10 protein-coding genes are annotated in these 10,847 nt (G+C 64.5%); 3 read left to right on the top strand and 7 right to left on the bottom strand.

Features of this window, described 5'->3' with window-relative positions:
- Positions 1-914 (top strand): aspartate-semialdehyde dehydrogenase (locus AC0L3S_RS31175; protein ID WP_473283471.1); only part of this gene is annotated, 914 nt, incomplete at its 5' end.
- 96 nt (positions 915-1,010) lie between these two features.
- Here AC0L3S_RS31175 and queA read toward each other — a convergent pair.
- The 5 genes from queA to coaD all read right to left on the bottom strand — a co-directional run bounded on the left by queA (position 1,011) and on the right by coaD (position 4,240).
- On the bottom strand, positions 1,011-2,102 hold the full coding sequence (gene queA, locus AC0L3S_RS31170) for a tRNA preQ1(34) S-adenosylmethionine ribosyltransferase-isomerase QueA (protein WP_473283479.1): 1,092 nt from the start codon (positions 2,100-2,102) through the stop codon (positions 1,011-1,013).
- A gap of 143 nt (positions 2,103-2,245) precedes the next feature.
- Entirely contained in the window at positions 2,246-2,710 is a 465-nt protein-coding gene (locus tag AC0L3S_RS31165) for a peptidylprolyl isomerase (RefSeq protein WP_473266507.1), read from the bottom strand.
- Entirely contained in the window at positions 2,707-3,132 is a 426-nt protein-coding gene (locus tag AC0L3S_RS31160; RefSeq protein ID WP_473283468.1) for a hypothetical protein, read from the bottom strand. The genes AC0L3S_RS31165 and AC0L3S_RS31160 overlap by 4 nt, the downstream gene beginning before the upstream one ends.
- A gap of 8 nt (positions 3,133-3,140) precedes the next feature.
- Entirely contained in the window at positions 3,141-3,704 is a 564-nt protein-coding gene (locus tag AC0L3S_RS31155) for a peptidylprolyl isomerase (protein WP_473283466.1), read from the bottom strand.
- Positions 3,705-3,745: 41 nt separating this feature from the next.
- Entirely contained in the window at positions 3,746-4,240 is a 495-nt protein-coding gene (coaD, locus tag AC0L3S_RS31150; RefSeq protein WP_007610644.1) for a pantetheine-phosphate adenylyltransferase, read from the bottom strand.
- A 247-nt stretch (positions 4,241-4,487) separates the two neighbouring features.
- On the opposite strand from coaD, the gene AC0L3S_RS31145 reads away from it, so the two are divergent.
- Positions 4,488-4,745 (top strand): hypothetical protein, encoded by a 258-nt coding sequence (locus AC0L3S_RS31145; RefSeq protein ID WP_473266511.1) that lies wholly within the window; start codon positions 4,488-4,490, stop codon positions 4,743-4,745.
- A 215-nt stretch (positions 4,746-4,960) separates the two neighbouring features.
- Positions 4,961-6,814 (top strand): potassium transporter Kup, encoded by a 1,854-nt coding sequence (locus AC0L3S_RS31140; protein ID WP_473283477.1) that lies wholly within the window; start codon positions 4,961-4,963, stop codon positions 6,812-6,814.
- A 105-nt stretch (positions 6,815-6,919) separates the two neighbouring features.
- Here the strand turns inward: AC0L3S_RS31140 and gyrA are convergent, their stop codons facing one another.
- On the bottom strand, positions 6,920-9,664 hold the full coding sequence (gene gyrA / locus AC0L3S_RS31135; RefSeq protein WP_473265852.1) for a DNA gyrase subunit A: 2,745 nt from the start codon (positions 9,662-9,664) through the stop codon (positions 6,920-6,922).
- A gap of 372 nt (positions 9,665-10,036) precedes the next feature.
- Positions 10,037-10,534, bottom strand: coding sequence for a single-stranded DNA-binding protein (locus tag AC0L3S_RS31130; protein ID WP_007590726.1), 498 nt, complete (start codon positions 10,532-10,534; stop codon positions 10,037-10,039).
- Positions 10,535-10,847: the final 313 nt, after the last annotated feature.

The raw sequence follows: 10,847 nt of genomic DNA, 5'->3' as shown, positions 1-10,847 counted from the left end.
CCAGCGCCCGCTCGGCCGGCAAGACGGTGTCGTTCCGCGGGCAAGACGTCGTCATCGAGGAGCTGACCGAACGCGCCCTCGAAGGCGTCGACATCGCCCTGTTCTCCGCCGGCGGCAGCATCTCCAAGAAGTACGCGCCGATCGCGGTCAAGGCGGGTGCCGTCGTCGTCGACAACTCCTCCGCCTTCCGCATGGACTCGAACGTGCCGCTGGTGATCCCCGAGATCAACGCGAACCGCATCCGCGACCACAAGGGCATCATCGCCAACCCGAACTGCGCCGCCATTACGGCGCTGGTGCCGCTGTGGCCGATCCACCAGAACAACCGCATCAAGCGCGTGATCATCTCGACCTACCAGGCGGCCTCCGGCGCCGGCGCTGCCGCCATGGACGAGCTGGTCGAGTCCACCCGCGCCAACCTCAACGGGCAGGTTTATACGCCGAAGGTGATGCCGCATCCCTACGCCTTTAACCTCTTCAACCACAACACGGCGATCGACCCCGACACCGGCTACAACGACGAAGAGACCAAGGTCATCAACGAAACCCGCAAGATCTTCGAGGACGACAAGATCGCGATCGGCGTCACCTGCGTGCGCGTGCCGGTGCTGCGGGCTCATTGCGAGGCCATCACCTTCGAATGCGAGAAGCCGATCACCGAGGACCAGGTCCGCGCCATCATGGCGCGAGCGCCCGGCGTCAAGATCGTCGACGACCGTGCCAAGAACTACTTTCCGATGCCGATCGACGCCTCGGGTCAGGACGACGTCCTGGTCGGCCGAATCCGCAAGGACCTCAGCGACCCCTCCGGGCATTCGATCTCGATGTTCGTGGCGGCGGATCAGCTGCTCAAGGGCGCTGCACTCAACGCGGTGCAGATCGCGGAGCTCCTGCCGCAGCGGCAGATGGCGTAGCGGGTATCGTAGGGTGCTTAGCCAGGCGGCTGCGCGAAGCGCAGTCCGCTTGGCGAACCCGCCTCTTTCGCTTCCGCGGAGACAAACAGTGGTGGGTTACGCTTCGCTAACCCACCCTACCGCTCGCCCGAACAACAAACACGCATCGCCATACGAATAGAACCGATAGCCGGTCGCGATCGCGTGTGCATAGGCCTGCTGCATCGTCTCCAGCCCGGAGAACGCCGACACCAACATGAACAGTGTCGATTTCGGCAAATGGAAATTGGTCAGTAGAATATCGACGGCGCGGAAGCGATAGCCGGGAGTGATGAAGATCGAAGTCTCGGCGGCGAACGGCTCAATGGTGCCGTCCTCGCCGGCTGCGCTCTCGAGCAGGCGCAACGACGTGGTGCCAACCGCGATGATACGGCCGCCGTTCTTGCGCGCGGTGTTGAGCCGTTCCGCCGTCTCGGCCGAGAGCGTGCCCCACTCGGCGTGCATCTTGTGGCCTTCGGTGTCGTCCACCTTCACCGGCAGGAAGGTCCCTGCCCCGACATGCAGCGTGACGCGGTTGATGCCGACGCCACGCGCGTGCAGCGCCTGCTCCAGCGCCGGCGTGAAATGCAGGCCGGCTGTCGGCGCGGCAACGGCGCCTTCATTCGCCGCGAACATGGTCTGGTAGTCGGCGAGATCCCGATCGTCAGGCGTACGTTTCGAGGCGATGTAGGGCGGCAGCGGCGGGCTGCCGAGATCGGCGATGGCTTGATCCAGCGTCGGGCCGTGAAACGAAAATGACAGCGTCACCTCGCCTTCCACGCCCTTGGCCTCGACCTCGGCGTCGAGATGGCCGAGCAGGCAGACCTTGCCCTCATTGCCGAAGCGGATGCGGTCGCCGGCTGTGAGTTTTTTGGCAGGCTTCACGAGCGCCTGCCAGCGCGAGCCGTCGAGGCGCTTGATCAGCGTTGCCTCGATCTTTGGCTCGGTCTCGCGGCCGATGCGACGGCCGCTCAATTGCGCCGCGATCACCTTGGTGTCGTTGACGACGAGCTGGTCGCCCGGCCTCAGCCATTGCGGCAGATCGGCGACGATTTGGTCGCGCAACGTGCCGTGATCGACAACCAGCATCTTCGCGGAGTCGCGCGGGCTCGCCGGGCGCAACGCGATGCGCTCGGGCGGCAGGTGGAAATCGAAGAGGTCGGTGCGCATCGCGTGCTCGGGGCCGTACAGTTGGACCCTCATGGTGAGGAGGCGCGTAGCGCCGTCTCGAACCATGAAGGCCGAGCTGCAGCAGCGGGGCCTTCATCCTTCGAGACGCGCGTTCCGCGCTCCTCAGGATGAGGGTTGAACGCTTACTCCTTATCCGCCGCCATCCGCGCCTTGACGATCTTGTCGGGGTTCTGCACGGGCTCGCCGCGCTTGATCTTGTCGACGTTCTCCATGCCCTCGGTGACCTTGCCCCACACCGTGTACTGGTTGTCGAGGAAGCGGGCGTCGTCGAACACGATAAAGAACTGGCTGTCGCCGGAATCCGGGCTGGCGGCGCGCGCCATCGAGGTGGTGCCGCGCACATGCGGCTCCTTGTTGAACTCGGCCTTCAGCTTCTTGCCGGAGCCCCCGGTGCCGGTGCCCTGCGGGCAGCCGGTCTGCGCCATGAACCCGTCGATCACGCGATGGAACACGATGCCGTCGTAGAAGCCTTCGCGCACGAGTTCCTTGATGCGCGCGACGTGGCCGGGCGCCAGATCAGGCCGCATCTCGATGGTGACGGGGCCCTGCGTGGTCTCGAGGATCAGGGTGTTTTCGGTGGCGCTCATGCTCGTCTCTCTTGGGTTGGGGGTGAAGTCCTGTCAGGTGAAGATTTGCGGTTGCGAAACTGGATCGCGAATGGACGCCCCGCAGCGGCGCCGGCCATCGCATCGGTAAATGGCATCGGCGTGCAGCGTTGCAATGCCTCCATCACCGCGACCCGGTATTGCAGTCGGTCCTCGTCGGAGGCCTCCGCGGATTCATAGGTAATCCTCGGATGGCCCAGAATGTTTCCGGCCCGGTTAAAGCTCACGACGACGGTGATGTCGATCGGGCGGGCCCTGGCGGCGGGTGGCGGCTTCCAGCAGGTGCGCAGATGCCGGAAGATGTCCTGGATGGTGTTGACCTGTGCGTCCGCGGCGACTGCGACCGGGACGCCGAGCAGCAGCACCGCGGCAACCAGCAGGAGCTTGCCACCCCAGCGCGCCATCGTCTCTCCTATTTGATGTCGGAAGCGACCTGCACCTTCACCATCTTGTCGGGGTCGGTGACGGCGCCGCCGCTCGATCCGGGAGGCGCCTTCTTGAGCTTGTCGACGACGTCCATGCCCTGCACGACCTCGCCGATCACGGTGTACTGGTTGTCGAGGCTGCCGCCGTCGGCGAACATGATGAAGAACTGCGAATTGGCGGTGTCCACGCTGTCGCCGCGCCGGGCCATGCCGACGATGCCGCGCGCAAAATGCACCTTGGAGAATTCCTGCTTCAGGTTCGGATATTTCGACCCGCCGGTGCCGTTGAAGTTCTGACCGTCACCAGTCTGTGCCATGAAGCCGTCCATGACGCGGTGAAACGGCACGTTGTTGTAGTAGCCCTCGCGCGCGAGCTGCTTGATGCGCTCGGCGTGCTGGGGCGCGAGGTCCGGTCTCAGCTTGATGACGATGCGGCCCTTGGTGGAGTCGATGACGATGGCGTTGGCCTTGTCGAGGCCGGCCGGCAAGGCTTGCGCGAAGGCCGGCACCGCGAACAGAACCGCGGCAACAAATGCGAGAATTCGGATCATGATAACTCCGGATCAGAGATGAGAAAGGAAACGCGCCGTTATCAGGCGAATTTTGCCTTGAGCTGGGCAGCAACCAGCGGCGGGACGAAAGCCGAGACGTCCCCGCCCATGGCTGCGATCTGGCGCACTAAAGTGGCGGTGATCGGGCGGACCATGGGAGAAGCCGGCAGGAAGACCGTATGCACCTCGGGCGCCATGGCCTCGTTCATGCCAGCGAGCTGCATCTCGTAGTCGAGGTCGGTGCCGTCGCGCAGGCCCCTAATCATGATCGTCGCACCGTGCTTGCGCGCCGATGTCACCGACAGATCGTCAAACGTCGCGGCTTCGAGCACGCAGCCGGCCTGGGCCGCCACCGGCCCGCAGACGTCATGGAGCATCTTGAGCCGCTCCTCGGTCGAGAACAGCGGCTTCTTGCCGGGGTGCACCCCGATCGCGACAACGAGCCTGTCGCACAGCGACACGCTGTGCCGGACCACGTCCAGATGGCCGTTGGTGATGGGGTCGAAGGAACCTGGATAGAAGGCAATGCGGGGCATGGCCACGTCCTACCGCGCCCTGCCCGGCCCGGCAAGCCGGTCCGGTTCCCTGGCGGTTTTTCCGCAAAACCGTGTCGGAATGCGCTGAATTGTTTCGTCCTGAGGGCGGCCACGAAACAAAACGGAGCGCGAACGAAACCATTTCCCGCGTTCGCGAAGACGTCCGGAAACTGGCCATGGTTACTAATCTGGCCAACGAACGACGGGCCGCACACTGGGCGTAGCGGCCGCATCACAGGGGACTGTCATGATCAAGGCTTTTTCGGCGATCGCCATCTCTGCGTGTGTTGCTGCCGCCCTCACCCTCCTGCCCGGCTTCGCCCCCACCGTCGAAGCGAGCGTGCCGCAACCGCTCGCCAAGGGCGACCGGCTCGATATCCGCACTATCGGCAAGGACTGCTCGCGGCAGGCCTGGCCGAATTTCGAGGCGTCCTGCCTTCGCCAGGCCGGCACCAAAGCCGACATCCGCGAGGCCCGCCTCGTGACCGCCAACCGCACTCCGTAGCGCGGGCTGTCAGTTTCGCGTCAGGAAACCTCCCGATAAGTCCCAACGATAAACCGCAAAGATAACCCATGGATATTTGCGACGTCCCGTCGCAGACTGCCCGATGCTCGCGCCCGCCGGAATGACCCGTCGGGCGCGAACCCATCGGGGGGTTACCATTGTCCAGTACGCCCGCAGTCGCCTCCGGCCATCAACCTGATCCACTGCCGCTTGCCATGACCTTGGGCGCCCTCGGGGTGGTCTATGGCGATATCGGCACCAGCCCCCTCTATGCCCTGAAGGAAGCCGCCAAGGCTGCCGCCCACGGCGGCACATTGACGAACGATGCCGTTCTGGGCGTTGCCTCCCTGATCCTCTGGGCGCTGTTGCTGATCATCTCGCTGAAATATGCGCTGTTGATTCTGCGTGCGGACAACCGCGGCGAAGGCGGGATCGTCGCCCTGCTGGCCTTGCTGCATGCCCGCAACGCCCAACCCGGTACCTGGCGCGCGCATCTGCTGGTCGTCGGCCTCGTCGGCGCCGCCCTGCTCTACGGTGATGGCGCGATCACGCCGGCCATTTCCGTGCTCAGCGCCATCGAAGGTCTGAAGGTCGACGCACCCTCGCTCGCGCCGGCGGTCGTGCCCGTGACCGTCGTCATCCTGATCGGACTGTTCATGATGCAGAAGCAGGGCACTGGCTTCATCGGCCGCATCTTCGGACCGGTGATGCTGGCCTGGTTCTTCGTGCTGGCAGTGCTTGGCATCCATGGCATCGTCAAGGCACCGGCGGTGCTGGCGGCGCTGAGCCCGCTCTATGCGTTCGACTTCCTGATCCACCAGGATTTTCATGTCTCCTTCGCGATCCTGGGGGCCGCCTTCCTCGCGGTGACCGGCGGCGAAGCCATGTATGCCGACATGGGGCATTTCGGCCGCCTGCCGATCCGGCTGGCCTGGTTCGCGATCTGCCTCCCCGCGCTGGTGCTGAACTATTTCGGCCAGGCCGCGCTGCTGATCACCGACCCCACCATGATCGAAAATCCGTTCTTCCAGCTCTGTCCTGACGCCCTGCACTATCCGCTGGTCGCGTTCTCGGCGGTCGCAACCGTGATCGCCTCGCAGGCCATCATCTCCGGCGTGTTCTCGCTGACGCAGCAGTCGATCCAGCTCGGCTTCCTGCCCCGCATGCAGATCCGTCACACCACGAGCGACGCGATCGGCCAGATCTATGTGCCATTGGTGAACTGGCTGCTCGCCGCCGCAACGCTCGGCGCCGTCCTGAGCTTCGGCAGCTCGGATGCGCTGGCCGGCGCCTACGGCATCGCGGTGTCGCTGTTGATGGCGATCACCACGCTGCTCGCCGCCCTGGTCGCGATCCAGTGGGGCTATTCGCCATGGCTCGTGGTGGCCGTGAACGGATTCTTCTTCGTGATCGACGTGATCTTCTTCTCGGCCAATTCGATCAAGCTGTTCGAGGGCGGCTGGTTTCCACTGATGCTCGCCGCCCTCGTCGCCTTCCTGATGCTGACCTGGCGAAGCGGCGTGAAGCTCGTCGAAGCGGCACGCGCGAAGCTGCGCCAGCCCGAAGAGGATCTGATCGAGACCGCGGTCAACAAGTGCAGCGCCAGACTCCCCGGGACCGCCGTGTTCCTGGCCTCGGCGCCCCGCGGCGTGCCGCTGGCGCTGACCCAGTTCGTCAAGCACAACCACGTGCTGCACGAGCGCATCGTCCTGGTCACCGTGCTGATCGAGGAACTTCCTCACATCGCCGACGAAGACCGCATCGAGGTGATCGAGATCATTCCCGGCATTACCCGCGTCGTCCTGCATTACGGCTTCATGCAGAACCCGACGATCTACGAAGGGCTGACCCTGGCCTGCCGCCAGGGCAAGCTCCCCGGCATCGACCTCTCCGACATCACCTATTACGTCGGCCGCGAAACCATCATCCCGCGCGAGGACGTGCCGGGCATGTGGGTCTGGCGCGAAACCGTATTCGCCTTCCTGCAACGCAACGCCGAACGCTCCGCCGCGTTCTTCGGCGTGCCGACCAAGCAGGTGGTGGAGTTCGGCACAGAGCTGGAGATTTAGGGCAGTTCGTAGCCCGGATGGAGTGAAGCGAAATCCGGGTTTCTTGCGCCGCGCAGAGAGTCCCGGATTTCGCTTCGCTCCATCCGGGCTACGAGGGGTGACGCATCACTCCCCGTTCGACTCCCCATTTGCCCCATTCCCACTCTCGGCCTCTTCCGTAATATGCTCGACCGAGACGACGTGTTCGTCCTCGGCGGTGTCGAACACGATCACGCCCTGGGTCGAGCGGCCGGCGACGCGGATGCCTTCGACCGGGCAGCGGATCAGCTGGCCCTTGTCGGTGACCAGCATGATTTGATCAGCGTCCTCCACAGGGAACGACGCTACGAGGTTGCCGTTGCGGTTGTTGACGCTCATGGCCACGATGCCTTTGCCGCCCCGGCCGGTGGTGCGGTACTCGTAGGACGAGGTCCGCTTGCCGTAGCCGTTGACGGAGACGGTCAGCACGACCTGCTCCTGCGCCGACATCTCGATGTAGCGCTCCTGGGCGAGCTGGAAGCTGCCGGAGGTCTCCTCGGCCTCGGCGTCCGCCGCCGGCTCCTCGGCCGCAGCTTCGCCGGCGACCGCACGACGCATCTTCAGGTACGCCGAGCGCTCGTCGGACGTCGTCTCGACGTGGCGCAGGATCGCCAGCGAGATCACCTTGTCGCCCTCGGCAAGCGCAATGCCGCGCACGCCCATCGAGGTGCGCCCGGTGAACACGCGCACGTCGGTGACGGGGAAGCGGATGCACTGGCCGCCGGCGCCGGTCAAAAGCACGTCGTCATGCTCGGTGCAGATCTGCACGTCGACGATCGCTTCGTTGTCGTCGAGCTTCATCGCGATGATGCCGGAGCGGCGGACGTCGACGAAGTCGGACAGCTTGTTGCGCCGGACGTTGCCGCCGGTCGTGGCGAACATCACGTCGAGATTGCCCCAAGTGGACTCGTCCTCCGGGAGCGGCATGATGGTGGTGATGCGCTCGCCCTGCTCCAGCGGCAGGATGTTGATCAGCGCCTTGCCGCGCGCATTCGGCGCGGCCATCGGCAGGCGCCAGACCTTGATCTTGTAGACCTGGCCGCGCGACGAGAAGAACAGCATCGGCGTATGCGTGGACGCCACGAACAGCCGGCTGACGAAATCCTCGTCGCGGGTCTGCATGCCGGCGCGGCCCTTGCCGCCGCGGCGCTGCGCCCGGTAGGCCGACAGCGGCACGCGCTTGACGTAACCGGCGTGGGAGACGGTGACGACCATGTCCTCGCGCTGGATCAGGTCCTCGTCCTCGACCTCGCCTTCCTGCTCGATGATGACGGTGCGGCGCGGGGTCGCGAACTCGGCCTTCACTTCGGCGAGCTCGGACTTGATGATTTCAAGCACGCGGTCGCGCGAGCGCAGGATGTCGAGATAGTCGGCGATCTCGCCGGCGAGCTTGTCGAGCTCCTCGCGGATTTCGTCGCGGCCGAGTGCGGTGAGGCGTTGCAGGCGCAAATCGAGAATGGCCCTCGCCTGCTCCATCGACAGCCGGATCGTGCCGTTCTCGCTGATGCGGTGGCGCGGATCGTCGATCAGCGTCAGCATGTCCTCGACGTCCCGGGCGGGCCAATCGCGCGACATCAGGGTGTCGCGCGCGGTGGTCGGGTCGGGCGAGGTCCGGATGACGCGGATCATCTCGTCGATATTGGCGACCGCGATCGCCAGACCGACCAGGATATGGGCGCGATCGCGGGCCTTGGCGAGCAGGAACTTGGTGCGCCGCGTGACGACGCGCTCGCGGAAGTCGACGAAGATCGCCAGCAGGTCCTTCAGATGCATGATCCGCGGACGGCCGCTGTCGAGCGCCACCATGTTGACGCCGAAGCTCGTCTGCAGCGGCGTGAACCTGTAGAGCTGATTGAGCACCACATCCGGCACCGCGTCGCGCTTCAATTCGATGACGACGCGGTAGCCGTCGCGGTCGGATTCATCGCGCAGGTCGCCGATCCCCTCGATCTTCTTTTCCTTGACCAGCTCGGCGATGCGCTCGACCATCGTCGCCTTGTTCACCTGGTAGGGAATCTCGGTGATGATGATCGCCTCGCGCTCCTTGCGGATGGTCTCGATCGCGACCTTGCCGCGCATCATGACCGAGCCGCGTCCGAGGTGATAGGCGGCGCGGATGCCCTGCCGTCCGAGAATGACGCCGCCGGTCGGGAAATCCGGCCCCGGCACGATGTTGATGAGCTCGTCGATGGTGAGCGCGGGGTTGTCGATCAGCGCGACGCAGGCGTCGATGACCTCGCCGAGATTGTGCGGCGGGATGTTGGTCGCCATGCCGACGGCGATGCCGCCGGCGCCGTTGACGAGGAGGTTCGGGAACTTGGCCGGCAAGACCGACGGTTCGGTCTCGTTGTTGTCGTAGTTCGGCTGGAAATCGACCGTGTCCTTGTCGATGTCGGCCAGCAGAGCCAGCGCCGCCTTCGTCAATCGAGCTTCGGTGTAACGATAGGCCGCCGGGGGATCGCCGTCGACCGAGCCGAAATTGCCCTGGCCATCGATCAGCGGCACGCGCATGGAGAAGTCCTGCGCCATCCGGACCATGGCGTCGTAGATCGACTGGTCGCCATGCGGATGATATTTACCGATGACGTCACCGACCACGCGGGCGGACTTGACGTACTTCTTGTCCGGCGTGTGCCCCTGCTCGTTCATCGAGTACAGGATGCGGCGATGCACCGGCTTCAGACCGTCGCGGGCGTCAGGCAGCGCCCGCGCCACGATCACACTCATGGCGTAGTCGAGATAGGACTTCTTCATCTCCTCGAAGATGGAGACAGGGCGAATATCCGAGGGTTGCGCCGGCTGGTCGCCGGGCTTGTCGTCGTCGTCAGCCAAGGGGAAATCCGGTGAGGTTTTATCTGGGAATCATATAGCGCATCGAGCCTCTGATAACCACCCTCGCGGGGTTCTGGGAAGCGCTTTTTCCGCCTATTTTTCCAACAACTTAAGCCCTTGCGAGCGATGTCTCGGACGGCCCCCGCATCGGCCTTGCAAAATCGCCCGTTGCGCGCGGAAAACCGCGCGACGGGCTTGCCCCGCCAGCGCGTTTGCCAAGCCGCAATCCGAGCTCACCCCAAACATGAAGCGGGCCCGGAAATCCCGAGCCCGCCCTGCCGATTAGTGGGATTTTCTGACACAAGATGAGAAGCGCCGCTCATCCGGCCGGTGCCTCCGCATCGAGACGCCGCGTTCTCAGAACGCGGTCGCTCAGAAGGGGATATCGTCGTCCATGTCGCTGTTGCGGCCACCGCCGCCAGCGGCAACGGGGCGCCGCGGCGCGCTGCTGACCGGACCGGAGGACCCGAAATCGCCGCCCGGCTCGTCGCCGAAGCTGCCGCCTCCGCCACCGCCGCTACGACCGTCCAGCATCGTCAGGGTCGAGTTGAAGCCCTGCAGCACGACTTCGGTCGAGTACTTTTCGACCCCGCTCTGGTCGGTCCATTTGCGGGTCTGGAGCGCACCCTCGACGTAAATCTTGGCGCCCTTCTTCAGATACTGTTCGGCGACCTTGCAGAGCCCTTCATTGAAGATCACGACGCGGTGCCACTCGGTCTTTTCCTTGCGCTCGCCGGTTGCCTTGTCGCGCCACGTCTCCGAGGTGGCGACGCTCAGATTGGCGATCGGACGCCCGTCCTGGGTGCGGCGGATTTCAGGATCCTTGCCGAGATTTCCAACCAGAATGACCTTGTTGACGCTTCCCGCCATCTCCGCTCTCCGCTCCGAATGCCATTGAATTCAAGAAGGCCGGTCCGCTCCCCGCGTTCCGCCGTGCCTGTTGAGGCGACCCTATACGCTCGCCGAACGCTTGCGGACGCCGATCAGTCCGTCACCCCTCCGGTTATCCCCACATATAGCATCGACCTCCGGCTCGTTCCAGATTTGTTCTTGGCGAACGACAGCACTGAAGGTGTGAGATCGATCGGCCGATGTGCTGCGGGAAGGCACGGGTAGATTGGAACCTTTGTAGGTTCCCTGAAACGGGAGAAAGAACTTAACATTCAGCAGGTTATGGGTACTC

This window comes from Bradyrhizobium sp. Ken01 (assembly GCF_055807355.1).
The sequence above is the reverse complement of the archived record's forward strand: the minus strand, read 5'-3'. Positions and strand labels throughout refer to the sequence as shown.

Bases quoted from the DNA above. Each gene is read 5' to 3' on its own strand.
- queA (WP_473283479.1), bottom strand. From the start codon at position 2,102: ATGCGCACCGACCTCTTCGATTTCCACCTGCCGCCCGAGCGCATCGCG.
- coaD (WP_007610644.1), bottom strand. From the start codon at position 4,240: ATGCCCCGCATTGCCTTCTATCCAGGTTCCTTCGACCCCATCACCAAC.
- AC0L3S_RS31165 (WP_473266507.1), bottom strand. From the start codon at position 2,710: ATGAGCGCCACCGAAAACACCCTGATCCTCGAGACCACGCAGGGCCCC.
- AC0L3S_RS31155 (WP_473283466.1), bottom strand. From the start codon at position 3,704: ATGATCCGAATTCTCGCATTTGTTGCCGCGGTTCTGTTCGCGGTGCCG.
- AC0L3S_RS31160 (WP_473283468.1), bottom strand. From the start codon at position 3,132: ATGGCGCGCTGGGGTGGCAAGCTCCTGCTGGTTGCCGCGGTGCTGCTG.
- AC0L3S_RS31140 (WP_473283477.1), top strand. From the start codon at position 4,961: ATGACCTTGGGCGCCCTCGGGGTGGTCTATGGCGATATCGGCACCAGC.
- AC0L3S_RS31145 (WP_473266511.1), top strand. From the start codon at position 4,488: ATGATCAAGGCTTTTTCGGCGATCGCCATCTCTGCGTGTGTTGCTGCC.
- AC0L3S_RS31130 (WP_007590726.1), bottom strand. From the start codon at position 10,534: ATGGCGGGAAGCGTCAACAAGGTCATTCTGGTTGGAAATCTCGGCAAG.